The organism is Pseudomonas sp. NFACC42-2 (assembly GCF_900116055.1).
Lineage (GTDB): Bacteria > Pseudomonadota > Gammaproteobacteria > Pseudomonadales > Pseudomonadaceae > Aquipseudomonas > Aquipseudomonas marginalis.
Window position 1 is genome coordinate 525,760 of sequence record NZ_FOZO01000002.1, and the last position, 23,509, is coordinate 549,268.

26 protein-coding genes and 1 riboswitch are annotated in these 23,509 nt (G+C 61.8%); of the genes, 5 read left to right on the plus strand and 21 right to left on the minus strand.

Translation table 11 applies throughout. The features are described 5' to 3' along the window. Nucleotides 1-55 precede the first annotated feature (55 nt). On the minus strand, nucleotides 56-1,420 hold the full coding sequence (gene rmuC / locus BM416_RS06235; RefSeq protein WP_174562748.1) for a DNA recombination protein RmuC: 1,365 nt from the start codon (nucleotides 1,418-1,420) through the stop codon (nucleotides 56-58). A gap of 175 nt (nucleotides 1,421-1,595) precedes the next feature. Continuing rightward, the gene (locus BM416_RS06240) at nucleotides 1,596-1,919 is read right to left on the minus strand and encodes an SEL1-like repeat protein (RefSeq protein WP_065940585.1); all 324 of its coding nucleotides are present in this window, start codon (nucleotides 1,917-1,919) and stop codon (nucleotides 1,596-1,598) included. 457 nt (nucleotides 1,920-2,376) lie between these two features. Between BM416_RS06240 and BM416_RS06245 the strand changes: the two genes are divergently transcribed. The 4 genes from BM416_RS06245 to BM416_RS06265 all read left to right on the plus strand — a co-directional run bounded on the left by BM416_RS06245 (nucleotide 2,377) and on the right by BM416_RS06265 (nucleotide 5,539). Next, the gene (locus BM416_RS06245; RefSeq protein ID WP_092486571.1) at nucleotides 2,377-2,682 is read left to right on the plus strand and encodes a hypothetical protein; all 306 of its coding nucleotides are present in this window, start codon (nucleotides 2,377-2,379) and stop codon (nucleotides 2,680-2,682) included. 443 nt (nucleotides 2,683-3,125) lie between these two features. After that, complete coding sequence (locus tag BM416_RS06255; RefSeq protein WP_010563939.1) at nucleotides 3,126-3,347, plus strand: hypothetical protein; 222 nt, start codon at nucleotides 3,126-3,128, stop codon at nucleotides 3,345-3,347. Nucleotides 3,348-3,626: 279 nt separating this feature from the next. Then, complete coding sequence (locus tag BM416_RS06260) at nucleotides 3,627-4,109, plus strand: hypothetical protein (protein WP_065946840.1); 483 nt, start codon at nucleotides 3,627-3,629, stop codon at nucleotides 4,107-4,109. 146 nt (nucleotides 4,110-4,255) lie between these two features. Next, on the plus strand, nucleotides 4,256-5,539 hold the full coding sequence (locus tag BM416_RS06265; protein WP_092486574.1) for an OmpP1/FadL family transporter: 1,284 nt from the start codon (nucleotides 4,256-4,258) through the stop codon (nucleotides 5,537-5,539). 65 nt (nucleotides 5,540-5,604) lie between these two features. Here BM416_RS06265 and BM416_RS06270 read toward each other — a convergent pair whose 3' ends face one another. From BM416_RS06270 to cobO, 14 genes are all read right to left on the minus strand, one after another. Next, complete coding sequence (locus BM416_RS06270; RefSeq protein ID WP_027603814.1) at nucleotides 5,605-6,156, minus strand: glutathione peroxidase; 552 nt, start codon at nucleotides 6,154-6,156, stop codon at nucleotides 5,605-5,607. A gap of 35 nt (nucleotides 6,157-6,191) precedes the next feature. Further along, nucleotides 6,192-6,314, minus strand: coding sequence for a hypothetical protein (locus BM416_RS30785; RefSeq protein ID WP_256577461.1), 123 nt, complete (start codon nucleotides 6,312-6,314; stop codon nucleotides 6,192-6,194). Continuing rightward, complete coding sequence (locus BM416_RS06275) at nucleotides 6,311-7,510, minus strand: MFS transporter (RefSeq protein WP_166655305.1); 1,200 nt, start codon at nucleotides 7,508-7,510, stop codon at nucleotides 6,311-6,313. Before BM416_RS06275 ends, BM416_RS30785 begins: the two co-directional genes overlap by 4 nt. Nucleotides 7,511-7,573: 63 nt before the next feature. Beyond that, nucleotides 7,574-7,978 (minus strand): MarR family winged helix-turn-helix transcriptional regulator, encoded by a 405-nt coding sequence (locus tag BM416_RS06280; protein WP_027603812.1) that lies wholly within the window; start codon nucleotides 7,976-7,978, stop codon nucleotides 7,574-7,576. A 42-nt stretch (nucleotides 7,979-8,020) separates the two neighbouring features. Beyond that, a complete protein-coding gene (locus tag BM416_RS06285; protein WP_027603811.1) occupies nucleotides 8,021-8,749 on the minus strand; it encodes an adenosylcobinamide-GDP ribazoletransferase in 729 nt (242 codons plus the stop codon). A gap of 2 nt (nucleotides 8,750-8,751) precedes the next feature. Continuing rightward, nucleotides 8,752-9,327: an alpha-ribazole phosphatase family protein gene (gene cobC / locus BM416_RS06290; protein WP_092486577.1), complete on the minus strand. Its 576-nt coding sequence runs from the start codon at nucleotides 9,325-9,327 to the stop codon at nucleotides 8,752-8,754. Next, the gene (cobT, locus tag BM416_RS06295; protein WP_092486580.1) at nucleotides 9,324-10,379 is read right to left on the minus strand and encodes a nicotinate-nucleotide--dimethylbenzimidazole phosphoribosyltransferase; all 1,056 of its coding nucleotides are present in this window, start codon (nucleotides 10,377-10,379) and stop codon (nucleotides 9,324-9,326) included. Before cobT ends, cobC begins: the two co-directional genes overlap by 4 nt. Beyond that, nucleotides 10,376-10,897, minus strand: a complete 522-nt coding sequence (gene cobU, locus BM416_RS06300; protein WP_092355238.1) for a bifunctional adenosylcobinamide kinase/adenosylcobinamide-phosphate guanylyltransferase — start codon at nucleotides 10,895-10,897, stop codon at nucleotides 10,376-10,378. The genes cobT and cobU overlap by 4 nt, the downstream gene beginning before the upstream one ends. A gap of 121 nt (nucleotides 10,898-11,018) precedes the next feature. Beyond that, on the minus strand, nucleotides 11,019-12,470 hold the full coding sequence (locus tag BM416_RS06305; protein WP_092486582.1) for a cobyric acid synthase: 1,452 nt from the start codon (nucleotides 12,468-12,470) through the stop codon (nucleotides 11,019-11,021). Next, entirely contained in the window at nucleotides 12,467-13,456 is a 990-nt protein-coding gene (gene cobD, locus BM416_RS06310; RefSeq protein WP_092486585.1) for a threonine-phosphate decarboxylase CobD, read from the minus strand. The genes BM416_RS06305 and cobD overlap by 4 nt, the downstream gene beginning before the upstream one ends. Further along, nucleotides 13,449-14,357: an adenosylcobinamide-phosphate synthase CbiB gene (gene cbiB / locus BM416_RS06315; RefSeq protein WP_092486588.1), complete on the minus strand. Its 909-nt coding sequence runs from the start codon at nucleotides 14,355-14,357 to the stop codon at nucleotides 13,449-13,451. Before cbiB ends, cobD begins: the two co-directional genes overlap by 8 nt. Continuing rightward, a complete protein-coding gene (gene bluB, locus BM416_RS06320; RefSeq protein ID WP_065946844.1) occupies nucleotides 14,354-15,004 on the minus strand; it encodes a 5,6-dimethylbenzimidazole synthase in 651 nt (216 codons plus the stop codon). The genes cbiB and bluB overlap by 4 nt, the downstream gene beginning before the upstream one ends. Continuing rightward, entirely contained in the window at nucleotides 15,001-16,350 is a 1,350-nt protein-coding gene (locus tag BM416_RS06325) for a cobyrinic acid a,c-diamide synthase CobB (RefSeq protein ID WP_092486591.1), read from the minus strand. Before BM416_RS06325 ends, bluB begins: the two co-directional genes overlap by 4 nt. Continuing rightward, nucleotides 16,347-16,958: a cob(I)yrinic acid a,c-diamide adenosyltransferase gene (gene cobO / locus BM416_RS06330; RefSeq protein ID WP_065924919.1), complete on the minus strand. Its 612-nt coding sequence runs from the start codon at nucleotides 16,956-16,958 to the stop codon at nucleotides 16,347-16,349. The genes BM416_RS06325 and cobO overlap by 4 nt, the downstream gene beginning before the upstream one ends. Nucleotides 16,959-17,030: 72 nt before the next feature. Next, nucleotides 17,031-17,288: riboswitch (cobalamin riboswitch) on the minus strand. A gap of 99 nt (nucleotides 17,289-17,387) precedes the next feature. On the opposite strand from cobO, the gene BM416_RS06335 reads away from it, so the two are divergent. Next, nucleotides 17,388-18,701 carry a PQQ-dependent sugar dehydrogenase gene (locus BM416_RS06335; RefSeq protein WP_092486594.1) on the plus strand — a complete coding sequence of 438 codons (1,314 nt, stop codon included), beginning with the start codon at nucleotides 17,388-17,390 and terminating at the stop codon, nucleotides 18,699-18,701. Between the two features lie 62 nt (nucleotides 18,702-18,763). Here BM416_RS06335 and BM416_RS06340 read toward each other — a convergent pair whose 3' ends face one another. The 5 genes from BM416_RS06340 to BM416_RS06360 form a co-directional block, all read right to left on the minus strand. Next, nucleotides 18,764-19,300 carry a C40 family peptidase gene (locus BM416_RS06340; RefSeq protein WP_027603800.1) on the minus strand — a complete coding sequence of 179 codons (537 nt, stop codon included), beginning with the start codon at nucleotides 19,298-19,300 and terminating at the stop codon, nucleotides 18,764-18,766. Nucleotides 19,301-19,444: 144 nt separating this feature from the next. Then, entirely contained in the window at nucleotides 19,445-20,074 is a 630-nt protein-coding gene (locus BM416_RS06345) for a C40 family peptidase (protein WP_027603799.1), read from the minus strand. A 209-nt stretch (nucleotides 20,075-20,283) separates the two neighbouring features. After that, nucleotides 20,284-20,988, minus strand: a complete 705-nt coding sequence (gene hda, locus BM416_RS06350) for a DnaA regulatory inactivator Hda (protein WP_027603798.1) — start codon at nucleotides 20,986-20,988, stop codon at nucleotides 20,284-20,286. A gap of 203 nt (nucleotides 20,989-21,191) precedes the next feature. Further along, the gene (locus tag BM416_RS06355) at nucleotides 21,192-22,265 is read right to left on the minus strand and encodes an AI-2E family transporter (protein ID WP_065940599.1); all 1,074 of its coding nucleotides are present in this window, start codon (nucleotides 22,263-22,265) and stop codon (nucleotides 21,192-21,194) included. Nucleotides 22,266-22,307: 42 nt separating this feature from the next. Further along, on the minus strand, nucleotides 22,308-23,348 hold the full coding sequence (locus BM416_RS06360; RefSeq protein WP_092486597.1) for a DUF2066 domain-containing protein: 1,041 nt from the start codon (nucleotides 23,346-23,348) through the stop codon (nucleotides 22,308-22,310). Nucleotides 23,349-23,509: the final 161 nt, after the last annotated feature.

Genomic DNA, 23,509 nt, shown 5'->3' on the forward strand with positions numbered 1-23,509 from the left:
GTACTCAGTCAACATGTGGGAGGGGGCTACACCCCTTCCACCTTTCGGATTGTGTTTATTCGGGAAGGTGCGCCACGCCGTCGGCGTCGGTCATTGCCCGCTCCAGCAAATCCGCCGGCAGGCTTTTGCTGGCACGCGCACCGAGCAACCTTAATTGCTCGGTGCGACTGACCAGGTTTCCGCGCCCATCCGTCAGCTTGTTCCGCGCCGCGCTGTAAGCCTTGTCCAATTGCTGTAGACGATTGCCCACTTCGTCCAGGTCCTGGATAAACAGCACGAACTTGTCGTACAGCCACCCGGCGCGTTCGGCGATTTCGCGGGCGTTCTGGCTTTGACGCTCTTGCTTCCAGAGACTGTCGATCACCCGCAGGGTGGCGAGCAGCGTTGTTGGGCTGACGATCACGATATGCCGGTCGAAGGCCTCTTGGAACAGATTCGGTTCGGCCTGCAAGGCCGCGGAAAAAGCGGCTTCGATCGGCACGAACAACAACACGAAATCCAGGCTGTGCAAACCTTCCAGGCGTTTGTAATCCTTGCCGGCCAAGCCTTTGACGTGATTGCGCAGCGACAGTACGTGCTGCTTCAAGGCTGCCTGGCCGATCACCTCATCATCCGCTGCGACATACTGCTGGTACGCGGTCAGGCTGACCTTGGAATCCACCACCACCTGCTTGTCGCCCGGCAACATGATCAGCACATCCGGCTGGAAACGCTCGCCGTCCGGCCCCTTGAGGCTGACCTGGGTCTGGTACTCGCGACCCTTCTCCAGGCCGGCGTGTTCCAGCACCCGTTCGAGGATCAACTCACCCCAGTTGCCCTGGGTTTTCTGGCCCTTGAGGGCGCGGGTCAGGTTGGTCGCTTCGTCTGACAGGCGCAGGTTCAGCTGCTGCAGGCGTTCAAGCTCCTTGGCCAGGGAAAAGCGCTCGCGGGCCTCGTTCTGATAGCTTTCTTCCACGCGTTTTTCGAAGGACTGGATGCGTTCCTTCAAGGGGTCGAGCAACTGGCCAAGGCGTTCCTGGCTGGTCTCGGCAAAGCGCTGCTCGCGCTCATCGAAGATCTTGCCGGCCAGCTCAGCGAACTGCGCACGCAACTCGTCCCGCGAGCCTTGGAGGTCGGCGAGGCGCTGCTGATGGCTTTCCTGCTGCTCGCGCAGTTCGGCGCGCAAGGCGGCCGACAGTGCGTCGAGGCGGCGTAATTCGGTTTCCTTGGCGCTGCGGTCAAGGTTCCAGGCGTGGGCCGCGTCGCGGGCGTTGTCGCGATCGATCTGCAACAGCTCGACCTCGCGGCGCACTGCAGCCAGGTCCGCTTGCTTGGCGGCGTTGGCCTGGCTCAGATCGCTGATTTCATCGCGACTGGCATCCAATTGAGCGGCGAGGCCTTCCTGGGCCAGTTGCGCAGTGGCCAGGCGCTCTTCGAGCAGTTCCCAGCCGGTGGTCCGCGCTGTCAACCGCCGCTGAATCTGCCAGCACACTGCCAATAAAGGCACTGCGGCGCCAGCCAGGCCCAGGGCAACACTGGTCCAGTCAAAAACCATAGCCATTTCTGCCATCACCGAAAAGGAGCAAGGTTAACCAAGCGTAGAGCGTGAGGACAGCTCAGTCTTCGACCTGACCCAGTTCCCGTTGGGCACGGCGGTCACCGGCACGGGCGGCCAGGCGCAGCAGATCGTGGCCGATGCGGCGGTCGCGGGCGTTGCCGCACTCGCGGCACATCAATTGGCCCAGACGGCTTTGCGCAGCCACTACGCCCTCACGGGCCGGCTGCTTGAGCAAGCGCCCGGCGAAGTGTTTGACGTTGGTGCTATGCCCCAGGCGTGGGCTGTCGAGCAACCACAGGGCGACTTTCAAGGAAAAACGCTTGGGTGCGGTAACAGTTTGGGGGATGTCGGTAACAGAAGGTGATACTGAGCGAAACTTCATAAAGCACTGTGGGACAGAACGGAAGGCGCGCCACTCTACTCTTTTTTTCGCACAGGTAAAGCTGAAAAAACCCGGCACGCCCGTTCTAGAGCAAGCGCTCGGGACAATCCACAGAAGCTGTGGATAACTCAGTGGACAACCAGCCTTTAACGCGCGCAAAGGCCCATGGAACGGGGCCCGCAGTCAAACTGACGATTTTTTCACCAATAAAAAAAAGCCAGATTTTTCATTGACTTAAATTTCCATTGCAGGCAAATGGCGGCCCTGTCCAGCGATTGACAGCCCGGTTACACACGCCGCAACTAATGTGCACAAGTACCGATCCGATGGTTATATCCCCGGCTTTTTTTGAAGCGATAGCCTTCAAAAATGTTACCGCCGAGGCAAAACAGGGACTTTTCAAATCTTTTCCAGCTCGCCACACTGCCCGACGGACAACACAACGCTGAGTGGGCCGATGAAAGGAATTCTGTTATTCGCCGTGTTGTTACTGGCCATCTGTGCCATTTCATTAGGGATCAATGTCGCGCTGCCATCCCCGGATGGGGCGTTGTTTGCCATCGCCATCCTGCTATCGGCCGCATTCACCGCCGTGAGCCTGTGCATCGAGCTGGGCGAAGGGCGTATCGATGACATGGGCGATGTGATGAAGATGGTCGAGACCGGCCAATCCTTGCGCCTGACCCTGGCCGCCTATGGGTTGGGTTTTTCCCTGGCCGCCGCCGTCACGGTGCTGGTGTATCGCGGCCTTCTGGGCGGCTGATTGAAGTTTTTTGATTAACGCGCTTCCATTGCCTGTTTCAATCCGTTACTATCCGCAGCGTTAGTACCAAGCTGAAAGTCAATTCTGGTCGAACAACTCCCCTGAACAACACGGGATCGACCACCTCGATGGTTTCCAGGTATCACTTGCGACGACACTGCCTTTGAACAAGCAAAGGGTGCCGCGAAGTTTTCATACTCTGACCGAACCAGCCTGCAAATTGATCAGGATCTTCACCCCGGGCCCAGAACCTTTGCCCTTGTTGTGTTGCCTGCCCTCCTAAGTACCTACCTGCCAGCCCAAGCGCGCCTAACTTATTAGCGCTTCAAACTGGCTGCTTTGTTCCAGTCGGGTTCTTCGTTCGATCAATGGTGATCAACGTTACTGGAACGTTTTAACGTTGCACGGTTCTTATCCGTGTCATTTGTAGGAACACCAATAATATGTCCGCTATCCATACTCAGGATGCCATTCGCACCCTCACCAACGCTTTTGCTCCAATGAACTGCCTGATCATGGCCGCTCGCAAAGGCTGCTTCAGTTTCACCCTGGTCAACGAACACGGCATCGCCCGTCACAGCGAACGCCTGTACCCCGATCAATACTCCAGCGCTGAACCGCTGCAGGCCGTGATCGAGCGTACCCGTCAGGCACTGGTTGCCTGATCGACCCGAGTCGCTGAAACACAAAAAACCCTGCTTAAAACGCAGGGTTTTTTATTGCCCGTCATTCCTGGCTCGAGTATTTGCACTAAGTTCAAATCGATATAAACGTTATAACTGGATGAAGAAGATGTTTTAAAAACAGTCCTTTACCTCATGAATATGACACTACACTTCAACTCAAGCGGCATGATCCGCTTCCGACGAGCCTGAGAGCCGATTCACTGCTGCCAAGCCCCCTTTCTCAGGGCTCGTCGACCCTTTTCACGGATTGAGGCATGTATGGGTATCGCAGCCAGTGAATTGTGTCGCTATGTGATCCGGCCGACCCTGACGTACCTCGGCCAGCAGAGCCCAACGGCTGAGTCACTGCTGCTGGGTATCGCGGCCAGCCAGTCGGAATTGGGTTCTGCCCTGCATGATCGACGCGGCCACGGCCTGTACAGCATCACCGAACCTCGCCATCGTGCCTTGTGGGATAACTACCTGGCGCTCGACCCCGAGCGTGCCAGCCTGGTACGCGGGCTCGCCAGCCAGCACGCCTTTCTCAGTGCACCCCAACTGGAGCTCACCGTAAACCTGCGTTATGCCACGGCCATCGCCTGGCTCCTGGTCGAACAACACAGCCCTGCCCTGCCACCACCCGGTGATGTTTTAGCCATGGCGCGTATCTGGAAAGAAATATTTCATCCTCAAGGAAGGCTGCGGGATTTCACCCAGGCCTGGCAAACCTGTGTTTCCCCCTTGAATCACGTGGCCTGCTGACCGGGCAATTTGCAAGATTCGGCAAAAAAGCCGAATTTTGGTCGGATTGTCCTACAAAACAGCTCTATCTCCTGCATTACAGCCTATAGCGCGATGTTAATTTTATTGATACTTTCCGCTGCGGTGATCACCACGGAGTTCTAATAATGAAAAAAGTAATGCTCAAGACCACACTTAGCCTCGCCGTTGCCATGGCATCCTCCCAACTGTTCGCAAGCGGTTTCGCACTGAACGAACAGAGCGTCAGCGGGATGGGTACGGGTTTCGCAGGTCGCTCCTCTTCTGCCGATGATGCAAGCACTGTCTACGGTAACCCGGCCGGTATGTCGCGCCTGAATGGCCAGCAAATTACCGGTGGTGTCGCTGCCATTGATGCGTCGACCGATATCAGCAATACCGGAGGCAACTCTCGCGGTTCCAACAAAGGCGACATGGTTCCGTTCACCGCGGTGCCATTCGGTTTCTACACCAACAAACTCAACGATCAGTGGGCTATCGGCTTTGGTGTATACGCACCGTTCGGCCTGGTGACCGACTATGAAAACGGCTTCCAGGGCCGCGGCTTCGGCAGCAAGAGCGAAGTGAAGGTCATGACCTTCCAGCCAACTGTCAGCTATGCGTTCAATGATCGTGTATCCATCGGCTTTGGCCCGACCATCAACCGGATTTCCGGTGTGCTTGAGTCGGACAAGACCCTCAGCCCGCTCGCTTCCGATACCAACGTCAAAATCAAGGGTGACGATACCGCCCTGGGTTTCAACGTCGGCGTATTGGTCCAGGCCACCGACACCACTCGCGTGGGCCTGACCTACCACTCGAAGGTCAAGTACAAGCTCGAAGGCCACACCACCGTCAGCGGGCCAGCGGCCACTCAGCCATTCCTGCGTAACAACCGTTACGACGCCTCGCTGAAAATCGACACCCCAGAGTCCTACGACCTGTCGGTCACCCAAGACCTGACCGACGCCTGGAAACTCTATGGCGGTGCAACCTGGACGCGTTGGAGTCGCCTGAAAGAGATCACCGTCAACAACGAAGGCGTAACGGCTGCCGGCGGCTTGCTGGCGCCAACCCAACTAGGTTCCATCACCGAAGAACAAAATTGGCACGACACCTGGGCCTACGCCGTGGGTACCTCGTATCAGTTGACCAAGCAAGTCGTGCTGCGTACCGGCCTGACCTTCGACCAATCCCCGGCCAACAACACCGATCGTTCGCCGCGCATCCCGACGGGCGACCGTACGATCTTCAGCGTGGGCCTGGGCTACAAAGTCATGGATAACATGACCGTCGACCTGGCGTATTCGTATCTGAAAGAAGAAGACGTCAAGATCAACCAAACTGCTGACGCCCCGTCGACAGCCAGTTACCGCGCCAAGTACGAAAACAGTGCCAACGGTTTCGGCCTGGGCATGACCTACACCTTCTGATCCAGACGGGTGTAAAAAAGCCCCGCACTCCTGCAAGGGAGGCGGGGCTTTTTAGTGACCGATAATCAGGGTTTAGACGCTATTGCCTGCTCCACGGCCTTGATCAGATCAGGGCTGTCCGGTTTGGTGAGGCTGGAGAAGTCGGCAATCACCTTGCCCTGGCGGTCGACCACGTACTTGTAGAAATTCCACTTCGGCGCATTGCTCTGCTGCGCCAATACCTTGAACAGGTGCACCGCGTCCGGTCCCTTGACCTTCTGCGGCTCGGTCATGGTGAAGGTCACGCCGTAATTCACGTAGCAGACCTTGGCAGTTTCTTCGCCGGTCTTGGCTTCCTGCTTGAAGTCATCGGATGGCACGCCGATCACCTCCAACCCTTCGTCCTTGTAGCGCTGATACAGCGCTTCGAGGCCTTTGAATTGCGGCGCGAACCCGCAAAAGCTCGCCGTGTTGACGATCACCAGAGGCTTGCCGGCAAAACGTTGGCACAGGTCGATGGATTCCTTGGCGCGCAATTTGGGCAATTGACCCTCCAGCAACGGCGGGCAATCGGCAGCCAACGCCACACCGCCAAAAGCAGCCATCAGCACAGGTACAGCCAGCCAGCGCATCTGCATGTCGAAAAGTCCTTTAAAAAGTTCAGACACCGAACTTAACAGATCGACATACCCAGTTGCATCAACGCCAGGCCACCGCGCTGCCAGCCCCACCAGGCCAGGGCCAGTAACAGCGCGGACGCGGCTGCCCCGCCGAACCAATACCAGGTCGAACTCATGCCGCCTCCATCTGCGCCTGCAATCGCGCCACCGGCCGCTCACGCACCGGCCAATTCAGGGCTGCGGCGAGCACGCTCAACAGGATCGCCACTTGCCAGATCAAATCGTAGTTACCGGTTCGATCATAGACCACCCCGCCCAACCAACCGCCAAGGAACGAGCCGAGCTGGTGGAAAAGGAACACGATCCCACCGAGCATGGAAAGATTTCGCACCCCGAACAACGTGGCGACCGTGCCGTTGGTCAGCGGTACCGTGGACAGCCACAAAAAGCCCATGGCCATGCCGAACAGGTAGGCCGTGACTTCGGTCACCGGTGCCCACAGGAACAGGATGATCACCACCGCGCGCAGCAGGTACAACCCGGTCAACAGGCGCGGCTTGGACATGCGCCCGCCAAGCCAGCCGGCGGTATAGGTGCCGAAGATATTGAACAGCCCGATCAACGCCAACACCGTGGTACCGACGGTGGCCGGCAAGTGCTGGTCCACCAGGTAGGCCGGCAGGTGCACACCGATAAACACCACCTGGAAACCGCAGACGAAAAAGCCGAAGGCCAGCAGCCAGAACCCGGAGTGGGAGCAGGCTTCCTTCAAGGCTTCACCCAGGGTCTGCTGGCCGGCCATGACCGGCAGCGGGCGATCCTTTAGCATGCTCACCAGCGGCAGGATCAGCGCCACCATCAAGCCCAGCGCCAGCAAGGCGGCCGACCAGCCCAGCCAACTGATCAAGCCCAACGTGCCCGGCACCATGGCGAACTGGCCAAACGAACCGGCGGCGCTGGCAATGCCCATGGCCATGCTGCGCTTTTCCGGCGCCACGGCGCGGCCGACCACGCCCAGAATCACCGAGAACGATGTACCCGACAGACCGATACCGATCAGCAGGCCGGCACTCAAGGACAACGACCACGCCGAATCCGACAGGCCCATCAACACCAGGCCTGCGGCGTACAACACCCCGCCGACAAACACCGCCCTGGTGGCGCCGAACCGGTCGGCCAGGGCACCGGTAAACGGCTGCGCCAGGCCCCAGATCAGGTTCTGCAAGGCGATGGCAAAGGCAAAGGTCTCACGGCCCCAGCCGAATTCGCTGCTCATCGGCGCCAGGAACAGGCCGAACCCGTGCCGCACGCCCAAGGACAACGCCAGGATCAGCGCACTCCCCACAAGGATCCAACCACTGGTGCGCCACATCGACGTCATTTCTTATTCTCCGTTCGCGGGTATATACCCGCTTGTATTCGAACAAACCCGCGTTCAGGCGAGTTCATCCAGCAAGGCCAACAGGGTTTCGCGTTTTTCCGCGCCGAGTTGATCGATCAATTTCTGTTGCGCCGCCTCCCAGGCGGGTAACGCAGCGGCCAGGCGCTCTTCACCGGCGGCGGTCAACAGCACCAGGCGGTTGCGCAGGTCATCCCCCTCCACCATCCGCACCAGGCCCTCACCTTCCAACACCCGCAGGTTGCGCCCCAAGGTGCTGCGATCCAGGCCCATGGCGTCGGCCAGGCTGGAAATGCTCGGTTGATCGAGGCGCTGCAGGTTGCACAGCAAAGAATACTGGGCGACGTTGATCCCGAAGCCGTCGAGGGCGCCGTCGTAGTGCCTGCTGACGCCACGGGCGGCACGTCGCAGGTTGGTACATAAACATTGGGAGGCAAGCATGGAACGTGTATATACCCGCGATTAAGGAAATGCAAGAAAGTGTTACAAGGCCAAACCGACCAGAACAGCCACTTCCAGCAGCTCCAGCAGCGCGCCAGCGGTATCGCCGGTGGTGCCGCCGAGGCGATTGACCATCAGTTGGCGCAGGCCGATAAAACACACGGCCGCGAGCAGCACGGCGAGCCCCCCGCTGAAACCACCGATCAGGATGCAGGCCAGGCCACTGAGGATCAGGACCTGTTGCCCGACGACGCGCGGTAGATGATCCGACAACGCCTGGCCCAACCCACCCGCTCGCACATAACGGGTGGTGAGAAACAACCCAAGCATTGACGCGCGCCCGATCAACGGCGCGAGAATCAACGCCACACCGTTGCGTTGTTCGATCAAAGCCACCAGCGCGGTGAACTTGAGCAGCAACACCAGGCCCAGGGTGACCACCGCAATCGGTCCGCTGCGCGGGTCTTTCATGATACTGAGGGTGCGCTCGCGGTCGCCGAAGCCACCCAGCCAGGCATCGGCGCTGTCCGCCAGGCCGTCGAGGTGCAGGCCGCCACTGAGCAATACCCAGGCCGTCAGCAGCAGCGCGGCGTGCAACAACAGCGGTGATCCGGTCAACAGCGTATTGAGGCCCCACAGCAGCACGCCGAACAGCAACCCGACCACGGGATAAAACAGCAACGAGCGCCCCAGTTCCTGCGGCTGCGGCATACCCGGCAGGCGAATCGGCAAACTGCTCAGGAACTGCACGGCGATCCAGAACGGCAGCATGCTCAGATTCCTTCCTTCAACACGCCATCGGCGCCGACCTGCAGGTTGAACAACCCACCATGAGCGACTTCGACATTCAGCAACTGCTCACGGGGCAGCCCCCGAGCCTGGGCCAACAACAAACGCATCACCCCGCCGTGACTGATCAACAGCACACGCTCACCGGCATATGCCTTATGCAGGCGCAGGACGGCGCCCAAAACCCGCAGGGAAAACGCGCTGACCGGTTCGCCCTGGGGCGGCGTGAAGCTATAGGGATCGGCCCAGAACCGGCCCAGGCCTTCGGCGTCGGTCTCCATCAGCGCCGCCGCACTCTGCCCTTCCCAGGCACCGAAGTGCAGTTCCTGCAGGTCCTTTTCCAGACTCACCGGCACATTCAGCCGCGCGCCCAGTTCATCCGCGAACCGCGCGCAGCGTTGCAGCGGCGAGCTGATCAGCCGATCCCAGGGCCCCTGTGCCGCCACGGCGGCGCGCATCTGTTCCCAGCCCTTGGCGGTCAATGCATCGTCCAGGCTGCCGCGCAGGCCACCCCCCAGTTCGGTTTCGCCATGGCGCAACAGGTCCAGGTGCAAGGTCATGCCGGACGGTCTGCCACGGCCGCTTCGGCAAACGTCGCCATCTGCCCGTGCAGCGCACAGGCCAGGCGCAGCAATGGCACCGCCAACGCCGCGCCACTGCCCTCGCCCAGGCGCAGGCCGAGTTCCAGCAACGGTTGTGCATCGAGGCTCTGCAAGACATGGCGATGGCCAGGCTCGGCGCCGCGGTGGCCGAACAGCAGCCAGTCGCGGCACGCCGGGTTCAAGCGCGTGGCGACCAGCGCCGCGACGGTGCAGATAAACCCATCCACCAGCACCACGATGCCTTCCTGGGCACAGGCCAGGTAAGCCCCCACCAAGGCAGCGATTTCAAAGCCACCGAGATTGCACAGAGTGTGCAGCGCATCCCCACGCTGCGCGGCATGCAGCGTCAGCGCGCGTTCGATCACCGCCACCTTGTGACTGACGCCTTGGGCATTCAATCCGGTGCCCGGGCCCGTCAGCTCGGCAACCTGGCAATCGAGCAAGGCGCAGGCCAGCGCACTGGCGGCGGTGGTGTTGCCGATGCCCATCTCGCCGCCGACAAACAACTGCGCACCGCTTTCACGGGCGCGCAGCACACTGTCGCGACCCGCCTGCAATGCCAATCGGCCCTGGGCGCCGGTCATTGCCGGGCCCTTGACGAAATTGGCGGTGCCCGCGCCGATATTCAGGTGACGGACGCCGGGCAGGCTCAGCGAAGGGGTCACCGTACCGAGGTCGACCACTTCCAACTGCGCATCCAGTTGCCGCGCCAATACACTGATGGCCGCGCCACCGGTGACAAAGTTATGCAGCATCTGCCCGGTCACTTCCTGAGGAAACGCCGATACACCCTCGGCAACCACACCATGGTCACCGGCAAAGATGGCAATCCACAGCCGGTCCACCGACGGCTTGACCTGGCCCTGCAAGCCGGCCAATTGCACCGCCAGCGCTTCCAGCTGGCCCAGGGAACCGGCCGGCTTGGTCAATTGCTGCTGGCGCGCCAGGGCTTGTTCGTACGCCGAGGCGTCAATGGCCTTACAAGGGTTGAGCCACCAGGTGTCAGTCATAACGCAGTACCTTTCAACGTCAGGGGCAGGCCGGCAACCGTCAGGACAACGCGCTGACACCGCTCGGCCAAGGCTTGATGCAGCCAACCGGCTTCATCCACATAGCGGCGAGTCAATTCGCCCAGCGGCACGACACCCAGACCGGTCTCGTTGCTGACAAAAATAATTTCACCCGGCAGCACGGCCAGGCTTTCCAGCAATTGATCGCGCTCGAACGCCAGGCGCTGCGCGTCTTCGAGCATCAGCAGGTTGGTCAACCACAGGGTCAGGCAATCCACCAGCAGGCAACGACCGGGCGCGGCGTTTTCCCGTAGCACACGCGCCAGCTCGACAGGTTCTTCGATCAAACCCCAGTGATCAGGGCGACGCTCGCGATGCAAGGCAACACGGGCATTCATCTCGCCGTCAAGCGGTTGGCTGGTGGCGATATAGATCACGGGCAAAGCGCTGTCGCTGGCGAGCTTTTCGGCCAGGCGGCTTTTACCGGAACGAGCGCCGCCTAAAATCAGTTGAAGCATGAGACACCCCCTACCCACCCACCCATCCACGATGGGAAGCGAGTCGTTTTTGATCCTGCTTTTGATCTGAAGTCGCCCCGTAAACCACGCTGGCCGAACGCAGGAATGGGTAGGTACACCCTTAAACCCCACACAGTTTGCGCAACAAATCAGTGTCCAAATGGTTCTCCACCAGATCCGCCAGGCGCTCGATATCACGTTCGCGCAGGGCGTGGTAGTCCACCGCCTGCACATCCTGCAACCCGGCCCAGCGCAGCAACGCACTGCAGGCCGCCGGGGTCTCGAACAAGCCATGCAGATACGTGCCGAGAATCTGCCCGTCAGCGCTTTGCGCGCCGTCACTGCGACCGTCATCCAGCAGCACGGCGGCGTTCGACAGGGCAGCGCCGCACGTCACGCCCGCATGGATCTCATACCCGCTGACCTCGGCATTTTCCAGCAACAAACGCCCGCGAACATTACGCAGTTGCTTCTCTTCTTCCAGGGTGGTGCTGAACGCCAGCAGCCCCAGGCCGTCGCTGGAACCGGCTGGCCCTTCCAAACCTAACGGGTCGTGCACTTGTTCACCGAGCATCTGCAAGCCGCCGCAAATCCCCAGCACCTTGCCGCCATAGCGCAAGTGCCGCGCCACGGCGGTGTCCCAACCATTGGCCCGCAGGTACGCAAGGTCGCTGCGCACGCTTTTCGAACCGGGCAGGATGATCAGGTCGGCGGCCGGAATCGGCTGGCCCGGCCCGATGAACTGCAAATCCACCTGGGGGTGCAGGCGCAGTGGATCGAAATCCGTATGGTTGCTGATGCGCGGCAGCACCGGCACCACCACCTTGAGCACCTGCGCCGCCTTGTCGGTTTGGCGCCGGTCGATGCCGTCCTCGGCTTCCAGGTGCAGGTCCATCACGTAGGGCAATACGCCGACCACCGGTTTGCCGGTGCGTGCTTGCAACCAATCCAGGCCGGGTTGCAGCAGTGCGATGTCGCCGCGAAAACGGTTGATGATGAAACCTTTGACCCGCGCCTGTTCGCTGGGCGAGAGCAATTCCAGGGTGCCGACCAGATGGGCGAACACCCCACCGCGATTGATGTCGGCAATCAGCAGCACCGGGCAATCCACCGCTTCGGCGAAGCCCATGTTGGCAATGTCGTTAGCGCGCAGGTTGATCTCGGCCGGGGAGCCTGCGCCTTCCACCATCACCACCGGGTAGGTTTCGCTCAACCGCGCGTGGGAAGCCAGCACTGCCTGCATCGCGATGGCTTTGTAGTCGTGATAGGCCACCGCGTTCATGCTGGTCACGGCGCGGCCATGGATGATCACCTGGGAGCCGGTGTCACTGTTGGGCTTGAGCAGCACCGGGTTCATATCGGTATGGGGCGCCAGGTTGGCCGCCTGGGCCTGCACCGCCTGGGCCCGGCCGATCTCGCCGCCCTCGGCCGTCACCGCACTGTTGAGTGCCATGTTCTGTGGTTTGAACGGCACCACGGCAATGCCCTGGCGTACCAGCCAACGGCACAACGCGGTCACCAGGGTACTTTTTCCGGCATCGGAGGTGGTGCCTTGCACCATCAGCGTACTCATGAGGCGTCCTTGTAGGCAGCCAGCGCTTCATCGAGGCGCAACCAATCGGCCTCGGTGTCGGGCAGGCCAAACCGCACGCTGCTGTTGTGCACAAACAGGCGCAGCAAGATGCCGCGCTGGGCCATGAATTCGTGCATGCGCTCGGCGTGCGGGGTGATCAACCACTGGAACAACGCGCAGCCGCCCTGGGGTTGAAAGCCACGGCGTTCGAGCAGTTCAAACAAGCGCTGGCCGGCCTCGATGCAGCGTGCCCGCTGCCGCGCATGGCCGGCGGTATCGCGCAGGCACACTTGGCCCAGCACCCGCGTCGGCCCGCTGACGGCCCACGGCCCGACCTGCTCGGCCAGCAACTTGAGCAGCCTGCGCTCGGCCAGCACAAAGCCCAGGCGCACCCCGGCCAGGCCGAAAAACTTGCCGAACGAACGCAGCACAATCAGGCCGACCTGATGGGCCTGGCTCGCCAGGCTCAACTGCGGGGTGACATCCATGAACGCTTCGTCCACCACCAGCCAGCCACCGCGCTGGGCCAGCCTTGCGTGCCAATCCAGCAGGCGTTGCGGGGCCAGGCTCAGTCCGGTGGGGTTATTGGGATTGACCACCACCAGCACGTCGAGGACGTCGAGGAAGAAGTCGACTTCCTGCTCCTGCACTTCACGCACCACGTAGCCGGCACGCCGCCAGGCCTCGGCATGTTCGGCGTAGCACGGCGACAGCACGCCGACCTTGCCGGCACGGCGCAGGCGCGGCAGCAACTGAATCGCCGCCTGGGAGCCGGGCACCGGCAGGACATGCGCGGCGCCGTAATACTCGCTGGCCGCCTGTTCCAGGCCGTCGTCGGATTCCGGCAAGCGCGCCCAGGCCCGCAGCGGAATCTCCGGGATCGGCCACGGCCAGGGCGCGAGGCCGCTGGACAGGTCCAGCCAATCGGCCTCGGCAATCCCGTACTGAATCGCTGCCTTGCGCAGCCGGCCACCGTGCTCAAGCATAAAATTGCCCCCCCACGCAGAGAATCAGCAACCACAACCATACGCCGCGCTGCACCAGTTGCCAGCCGCGATCGATGGAATCGGCATCCGCCGCCGGGCCTTCGCCCAGTAGCGGACGCTGGTGCACCTCGCCGTGGTAAATCGCGGCGCCGCCCAGCTCAACGCCCAACGCGCCTGCGCCGGATGCCATCACCGGCCCGGCATTGGGGCTGTCCCAGGTCGGCCCCTGGGTGCGCCAGCATTTGAGGGCCAGGCGGGTTTTGCCCAGCACGGCGTAGGTCAAGGCCACCAGGCGTGCAGGCACATAGTTGAGTACATCGTCGATCTTGGCCGCGGCCCAACCGAAACGCTCGAAGCGTTCGTTGCGATAGCCCCACATCGCGTCAAGCGTATTGCTCAGGCGGTAGAGCACCACGCCCGGCACGCCGGCGACGACAAACCAGAACAGCGCGGCAAACACCGCATCGCTGCCGTTTTCCAGCACCGATTCGGTGGCGGCGCGGGCGACTTCGGTGCGGTCCAGTTCACTGGTCTGGCGGCTGACCAGGTAGCTCACCCGTGTGCGGGCCGCGTCGAGGTCATCGCTGCGCAGGGCCTGGGCCACCGGGATCACGTGCTCGCCGAGGCTGCGCATGCCGAGGGCGCAGTACAACGCGAGGATCTCCAGGACCCAGCCGATATACGGCGCCCACGACAATGCAGTGGCCAGCAGGGTCAACGGCACCACGGCGATAACCCACGCGGTCACGCCATGGCTGCGCCAGCCCCGGCCACCGCTGTTGAAACGCTGCTCGATGCGTCCGGCAAAATTGCCGAACGCCACCAGCGGATGCCAGCGCCTGGGCTCGCCCAGCAGCGCATCCAGCGCCACTGCAGCGACACACAGCAAGGCCACACTCATTGACTCACTCCCCACGCATTTTCATACACCATGTCACTCAACGGCCGAGGCTCGGTCCAGCCTTCGAGCTGCAACATCGGTGCCGGGTAAAACTCCGTCACCGGCCCCAGGCACAAGACCGCCAGGGGTTTCGCACCGGGCGGCAGGCCCAGCAGGTCGGCCAGGGCCTGGGGTTCGAACAGCGAGACCCAGCCCATGCCCAGCCCCTCGACCCGCGCCGCCAGCCACAGGTTCTGGATCGCACAGGACAGCGACGCCAGGTCCATCTCCGGCAAGGTGCGCCGCCCGAAGATGTGGCGCTCGCGATCATCCATCAACGCTGCCACCAGCACTTCGGCGCAGTCGTGGATGCCTTCGACCTTGAGCTTCATGAACGCGTCGGAGCGCTCGCCCAACGCCTCTGCGGTGCGCACGCGTTCTTCTTCCACCAGTTGTTGAATCCGGCTGCGCAACGCGCGGTCGCTGATACGGATAAACCGCCAGGGCTGCATCAGGCCGACACTGGGGGCCTGGTGCGCGGCCTGGAGCAGGCGATGCAGCAATTCGGGGGCGACACTGCCGCCGCTGAAGTGGCGCATGTCGCGGCGTTCGGCGATGGCGCGGTAGACGGCGTCGCGGTCGGCCTGGGGGAAAGCGTTGTCGGTCATGACCCTATCGGGGGCAAGCCCCCTCCCACAGTGGATGGGGTTTCAGCTCGGTCCGGGGCAAACAACGCGGCTACCGCCGTCGGATTCGACGGGAAATAGAAGTGCACGTAAGAGGCCGTCATCCGCCCCTGCCGGAACACCGCTTCGGCACCGCGCCCACCGTTCGGGCTCAGGCCACGGGCAATCGGCTGGCACTCGGTGCTGGTCAGGGAATGGTGGTACGTGTGCCCGCGCAGCACGCCTTCCGGCAGTTCGACGCTTTGCAGGGCCAGGGCCGCGAGCTTCTTTTGCATCACCGCATCGCCTTGCAGCAGGCCGACCAGTTCGGCGCGGGTGCCGTCGACATCGGTGAGCGAATCCAGCAGGTAGAGCATGCCGCCACACTCGGCGAGCAAGGGTTTTCCGGCGGCATGATGGTTACGAATGGCGTCAAGCATCGGCGTGTTTTGCGACAGCGCCTGGTGGTGCAATTCCGGGTAACCGCCGGGCAAGTACAGGCTGTCAGCCTCGGGCAGTTGGCGATCATGGATCGGCGAGAAAAACGTCAGTTCGGCCCCCATCGCCCGCAGCAGGTCGAGGCTGGCGCCATAGGTGAAGGCGAAGGCTTCGTCACGGGCCACCGCAATGCGCACACCGGCCAGCAACGGCTCGGCCTCGATCACTTCCGGCGCGGCGAAGGTCACCGGTGGCGGCAATGCGACTTCGCAGCTGCTGCCCAGGGCCTGGGCGGCGGCGTCCAGGCGCACGTCGAGGTCATTCAGCTCACTGGCCTGCACCAGGCCCAAATGGCGGCTAGGCAGTTCGATCCCGGTTTTGCGGGACAGGGCGCCATACCAACGCAAGCCTTCGGTGAGGCTGCCTTCCAGCAACTGCGCATGGCGCAGGGTGCCGACGCGGTTGGCCAGTACCCCCGCAAACGGCAGGTCCGGCTGATAACGCGCCAGGCCCAGGGCCAGGGCGCCAAAGGTCTGGGCCATGGCGGTGCCGTCGATCACACCGAGCACCGGCACGCCAAAATGCCGCGCCAGGTCGGCGCTGGACGGTGTGCCATCGAACAGGCCCATCACGCCTTCGATCAGGATCAGGTCGGCCTCCCCCGCCGCTTCCCACAGCAGGCGGCGACTTTCCTGCTCGCCCACCATCCACATGTCCAATTGATACACCGGCGCACCGCTGGCGCGTTCGTGGATCATCGGGTCCAGGAAATCCGGACCGCATTTGAACACGCGTACCCTGCGCCCCAGGTTGCGGTGCAAACGGGCCAGCGCGGCGGTGACGGTGGTTTTGCCCTGGCCGGACGCCGGTGCGGCGATCAGGACGGCCGGGCAATGACGGGGCTGATTCAAAGTTCGACGCCCTTCTGTGCCTTGATCCCGGCCTGGAACGCGTGCTTGAGCATGCCCATTTCGGTGACGGTGTCGCCCATTTCGATCAATTCAGGCTTGGCGCCACGGCCGGTGACGACCACGTGCTGCATCGGCGGACGCGCTTGCAGGTCGCTGAGGACCTGGTCCAAGTCGAGGTAACCATGCTTGAGGGCGATGTTCAGCTCATCCAGCACCACCAGGCCGATGCGCGGGTCTTGCAGCAGTTCGCGGGACACGGCCCAGGCGGCTTCGGCGGCAGCGATATCGCGCTGGCGGTCCTGGGTCTCCCAGGTGAAGCCTTCGCCCATCACGTGGAAACGCACTTGCTCGGGGAAGCGACGGAAGAACAACTCCTCACCGGTGCTGTTGCGCCCCTTGATGAACTGCACCACACCGCACTGCATGCCGTGGCCCATGGCGCGCGCGAGCATGCCGAATGCCGAGCTGCTCTTGCCTTTGCCGTTGCCGGTCAGCACCAGCAGCAAGCCGCACTCATTGGGGGAATTGGCGATGCGCTCGTCGATCACGGCTTTTTTGCGCAGCATGCGCGCCAGGTGGCGCTCGTCGCGGTCGGGGGTATCGGTCATGGCAGCTCTCCATTGGGGCTGGACAAAAACGGCAGGCAGGAAAAAACAGACAGCCAAGCATCGCCCACCGTGATGCTGTTGGATGATCCAGGCCGGTCTCCGGGCTCATGAGTGGTGCGCTGGCTCATCGACAGAGCGAACACGCCGACGGCGCGCCTTCCCATATCGCGGGCGATACAGTGGCAAAAGGCACCGTCTTGACTCATTTACCGTTGCGGGGGCAGCGCCGGAATCGCGGCAGCACTGTGTACAAGTGCGCTCGCTCACCGGCTTCCCTGTTTCACTCGGTCGACCCATGGGTCACAGAGCACCTGGAACAAGCCGCGAAGGTTAGTGGGTTGGGGGTGGAGCGTCAATTAAAGCTGGCCTTGCACTTGAACCATCGCACCAGCGCCCTCCTCTACCCTTACAGGTATCAAGGAGAACACCATGCATAAAACCAGACTCGCCCTACTCATCATGCTCGCCGGCACCCTCGCCGCCTGCGGTGAAAGCTCCACCCTGCAGGTGTCCGACGGCACCGGGCCGTCGCCGCAGCTACCGGAGCCGAACAAAACCCTGATTCCCACGGTGAACATTGCCCCGGCTATCGGCTGGCCGGACGGCGTTAAGCCAACGGCGGCGGCCGGCACCCAAGTGGCGGCGTTCGCCGAAGGCCTGGACCACCCGCGCTGGCTGTATGTGCTACCCAACGGCGATGTGCTGGTGGCAGAAACCAATGCGCCGCCCAAACCGGATGATTCCAAGGGCATTCGCGGCTGGGTCATGGAAAAAGTCATGGGGCGCGCTGGCGCCGGGGTGCCAAGCCCGAACCGCATCACCCTGTTGCGCGATGCCGATCACGATGGCGTCGCCGAGACCCGCACGGTGTTCCTGGAAAACCTCAACTCGCCCTTCGGCATGACACTGGTCGGCAATGACCTGTACGTGGCCGATTCGGACAAGCTGCTGCGCTTCCCCTATCAAGCGGGCGAAACCGCGATCAAGGGCGCGGGCACCAAGGTGGTCGACCTGCCGGGCGGCCCCTTGAACCACCATTGGACCAAGAACGTGATCGCCAGCAAGGACGGCAGCAAGCTGTACGTGAGCGTCGGTTCCAACAGCAACGTCGGTGAGAACGGCCTTGAGGCGGAACAGGGCCGGGCGGCTATCTGGGAAGTGGATCGCGCCAGCGGCCAGCAGCGCATTTTCGCTTCCGGCCTGCGCAACCCTAACGGCATGGCCTGGGAACCCCAGAGCGGCAAGCTATGGACGGCGGTGAACGAGCGCGACGAGATCGGCAGCGACCTGGTGCCCGACTACATCACCTCGGTCAAGGATGGCGGGTTCTATGGCTGGCCCTTCAGCTATTACGGCCAGCATGTGGATGTGCGCGTCACGCCGCAGAACCTGGACCTGGTGGCCAAGGCAATCGTGCCGGACTATGCGGTAGGGCCGCACACCGCGTCTTTGGGCCTGACGTTCGCCGAGGGCAGCAAACTCCCGGCGCCGTTCAGCAACGGCGCGTTCATCGGCCAGCATGGCTCGTGGAACCGCAAGCCCCACAGTGGCTACAAGGTGATCTTCGTGCCGTTCGAGGCAGGCCAGCCTAAAGGGCAGCCCGTGGATGTGCTGACCGGGTTTCTCGATAAAGATGAGAACGCCATGGGCCGGCCGGTGGGCGTGGTGATCGATCAGCAAGGGGATTTGCTGGTGGCGGATGATGTGGGGAATAAGGTGTGGCGGGTGTCGGCCGCTCAATAAACGCCCCCAGAAGCAACACCGAACCAAATGTGGGAGGGGGCAAGCCCCCTCCCACATTTGGTTCAGGGATTACGTGCCAGGTTTGCTGGCAACACACGCTTGGCGCTCAGATAGGCATTCTGCCAATACGCCTTGGACAAGGTGTCCAGCTTGACCGTACCGCCGGTCTGCGGCGCATGCACGAAGCGGCCTTCGCCCACATAGATGCCGGCGTGGCTGACCTGGGAGCCGCCACCGGTGGCAAAGAACAGCAGGTCGCCGGTCTGCAGGTTCTGCTCGCTGACGTCCTGGGCACGCATCACGATCAGCTCGCGGGTGGTGCGCGGCAGGGAGATGCCGGCGGCGTCGCGGAAGACGAAGCCGATCAGGCCACTGCAATCAAAACCCGAGTCCGGCGTGTTGCCGCCCCAACGGTAAGGCGTGCCGACCAGGCCCAGCGCACGAAAGAGCACGTCTTCGGCCGCAGGCGAGAAATTCTGGGTGGAATAGTTGAATACCGGCTTGGGCTTGACCGCAACGGGAGCGGGCGGCGGCCGGCTGGCGCAGGCGCTGATAAGCGCGGCGCAGAGAATAAGGAGCAGGCGGGCTGAGGTCGACATGTGCAGAACAATCCTGGTCTGGATGCGGCTATCGCTGCCGAACGCTGAAAACCAGAACGCGCAAGCAAAGCTCGCGCGAACGGATTACAACAATGTCCAGGGATTCTAGCGCTTACACGTCAAACTTCAAGTATCACTTTAAGTTTACTTACTGGCGGTAACCGTAGTCGGGGCCATGGCGAGTGCGCGCTTGGCTTCGATGAAGGTTTTGCTCCAGTAGCTGTCACCCAGGCTGTCGACTCGAACACCGCCACTGCGACGGCTGCTGGAGTGGATAAACTGGTTATCGCCCAGGTAGATACCGGCATGGCTTACGCGACCACGGCCCGCAGTACTGAAGAAAAGCAGATCACCAGGCTTGAGGTTGTTGCGCGCGACCAACGGTGCTTTCACGTTGATCATTTCGCGAGTGGAGCGTGGCAGGTTCATGCCAGCTTCTTCACGAAACAGGTAGCCGATGAAACCGCTGCAGTCGAAACCGGCTTCAGAGGTACCGCCGAAACGGTAACGGGTACCGATCAGGGACATGCCGCGTTCGAGGATGCTGTCGGCCAGGACTGGAAGCTGGTAAGGCTTGTTGCCGGAGAAATCGGCCAGTTCCTTTTCGGTTGCCACCTCTTCTTCATAGACAGAAGCAGACTGTGCAGCAACGAATTTTGCCTGGGACTGTTGTTGAGGTTTTTGCTGCTCAACCACCTGTTGAGGGTGGGAGGCGCAACCAAACAACAGGGTAACGAGTGCGAGGGGCACGAGGGGTGCGAAGCGATTTAGCATGGGCACGACCGTGGCTGGTATGTAAAGAAGTCGAGACTATGCCTTCTATCACATCGATTTGCAAATTCAATCGTGATCTATGTGACTTCGCGATTGGACTATGACATCTAAGCCGTAATTCCATTTATCGGTTCACATGCGTAGCCAACGTGGCTTAAACGCAGGATTTCTGGCGCCTGTAAATTGCCGAACCCCGTAGATTCAACCGGTTACCAGCCCAACGTTTCCTTGAGAAAAGGGATCGTCAATTTTCGTTGAGCCTGCAGTGAGGCCTGATCGAGCTGCTCGAGCAAATCGAACAACGCGCTCATGCTGCGGGTGCCACGGGTGAGGATAAAGTGCCCGACTTCATCGGTGAGGTGCAGGCCGCGACGGGATGCACGCAATTGCAGGGCACGCAGTTTGTCTTCGTCGGAGAGTGGGCGCATCTGGAAGATCAGCGCCAGGGTCAGGCGCGACTTGAGGTCGGCCAGCTTCACCGGCAACTCCCGTGGCGAGGTGGAGGCGGCAATCAACAAGCGCCGGCCGCTGTCACGCAGGCGGTTGAACAGATGGAACAGCGCCTCTTCCCAATCCGCCTTGCCGGCCACTGCCTGCAGATCGTCCAGGCACACCAGTTCGTATTGCTCAAGGTTGTCGAAGATCCCGATGCCGCGATCCATCAACTCGGCCAGGGGCAGGTAAACCGCCGGCTCGCCCATCTGCTCGAAACGCAGGCAAGCGGCCTGCAACAAGTGGGTACGCCCGACGCCGTGTTTACCCCACAGATAGATCAGGCTTTCGGTCCACCCGGCGTCGGCTTCGCAGAGCCGCTCGACATAGCCGAGTGCAGCGGCATTGGCGCCTGGGTAGTAATTGATAAAGGTAGCGTCATCACGCAGACGCACACCTAAGGGCAGCTGAATCGGTTTCATGCTGACTGAACGGCTCCCATCGAACCGTTAGTGGCCTCTGTGTAAAGTTTGCAAAGTTTATACCCGTGACGCCGGGCGCACAATGCAGCAGACCACAAGCAAAATCAAAGGTTTGCGTTAACTTGCCGGTTTTGAGCGGATTGTTTGACGCCATACCCCCATAAACAACAAACCCGGCCGAAGCCGGGTTTATGACGCAGCGGTTACAGGTCGGGGTCTTCGACCCCCGTATAGGCGTCGGAATCCTTGTACAGATCGTGCACATGACGCACCAGCACCATGATCACCGCCGCCACCGGCAGTGCCAGCAGAATGCCAGTAAAGCCGAACAGCTCGCCGCCCGCCAGGATCGCAAAGATCACCGCCACCGGGTGCAGGCCAATCCGATCCCCCACCAGCAACGGCGTGAGCACCATGCCTTCCAGGGCCTGGCCGACCATGAACACCGCGACAATCCCCAGCATCGGGTACAGGTCGCCGCCAAACTGGAACAGGCCAGCCACCAACGCCGCGCCGATCCCGATCACAAAGCCCATATACGGCACGATAGCGGCAAGGCCCGCGATCAGGCCGATCAACAGGCCCAGCTCCAGGCCGATGGCCATCAAGCCCGCCGCGTAGATGATCCCCAGTGCCAGCATCACCAGCAGCTGCCCGCGCACAAAGGCACCAAGCACCTCATGGCACTCGCCGGCCAGGGCCACGATGCGCTCTTCACGGTTGCGGGGCAGCAGGCTGCGGATCTTGGCCATCATGATGTCCCAATCGCGCAGCAGGTAGAACGCCACCACCGGAATCAGCACCAGGTTGGTCAGCCAGCCGATCAGCGCCAGGCTGGACGCGGTCGCCTGGCTGAGGATCACCCCCACAATATCGGTGGTCTGGCCCATGTGCTCGCTGATCGCCGCCTTGACCTTGTCGAACTTCCAGAAACCATCCGACAGGCCCAACTTGGCCTGGGCCCACGGCATCGCCGTGTGCTGCAGCCAGTCGAGCATCTGCGGCGCCAGCTCATAAAGACGAAACAGTTGCTTGGCCAGCATCGGTACCAGCACCAGCACCAGCGCGGTGATGATCAACGTGAACAGTGCAAACACCGCAACCACGCCCAAGGTCCGCGACAGACCGGCTTTTTCCAGGCGATCCACCACGGGATCGAACAGATAGGCGAGCAGCAACGCAACCAGGAACGGCGTCAGGATCGAATGCAGCAGGAACACAAAAACACACAGCAGGACGATCCCGCCAAGCCACACCCAACGACGCGTATCCGCCATAAACCACTCCATTATTTGCTTCTATCTATATAGGAAGAACTTTTACCAACGAAAATGCAGTTGCGCCTGGGGCGCAGGTGCCGCTGGCGGTTGTGTGCCATCGACCGCAGGCTGCTGCGCCGGGGCCTCACCGGCAGGCACTTCCTGCAACTTGGCCAGGCTCAACTGGGTACGCAACTGATCGGCGCTGCCGTTGACCCGATACACAATACGATTGCCATCCACCCATTGCGGCTGACCGCCAAACGGCTCAAGCAGGTGCCCCAGGGCCGCGTACCGCTCCAGGTTCATGCCCTGCACTTCCAGCAGTTGCTCGGTGCTCACACCGGGCTTGACCGCAAAGCGCGGCGCCAGTTTTTGGCTGACCGCCAGCATGACTGCATCGGCCAGCGCGCCCGTGTCGGCGCCTTGCGCGGTGCCCTGCTCGCTCTTGTCACCCAGCCACAGGCGCCATTTGGCCTGCCATTGATTGCCTTCCTGGCGTGCATGCACGGCCAGCAAGGCGTCGGCACCGTAGCGCTCGGACGCGGCGCGCAACGGCGTGGCATCGGCGCTTTCAAGATTCGGCGCGGTGGCGACCACCTGTTCATCCAGGTCCCCCAGGGGCAGGCGCAATGGCAAGCCACGGTGCTGTGCCGCACGGCGCAGCGCCTGGGCAGCGGCCTGGCCATCGCCGACCAGGCTGCTGCCTTCGGTGGAGTCGTTCAGCCACCAGCCGAGGATCGAGGGTCGATTGCTGCCCCAGATCGACAGGCCGGCGTCGCGCAAGGCGCGATCAGTGCTGACCGGGTCGAAGTCCACTTGCAGGCTCTCGGGCGGGCCGGCGTCGTAACCGTATTGAGTGATGATTTGCTGCGGATCCTTGCGAATCGCCGCCAGGCCCGGGCCTTGCGCGGCCTTGGCGTCGCCGGTGAGGCGGATCACCAGGGTCTCCACCGCGCGCTGGGTCGCCTGGTCGCGCTCTTGCGGCGATTGGCTGCTGACGGGTTCGAGTACCTGGTACAGGCCATTGAGGGTTTCGGCATGACTCGCCAGGCTGATCAACGACAAGCAGCCTACAAAAAAGACATTACACAGACGCATGGAAGATTCCCGAACGACAAATTTAGCGGCTGGAACAGACCGCGTGAAATCGGTATAGCCAGGCTGTGACCACAGCGACAACTAAAACATTCACGGGGTCCCGGTAAGTTTTCGCCATGTCATTAACGACAGCGGTTTAAAGGCTATACCTTAATACGTGC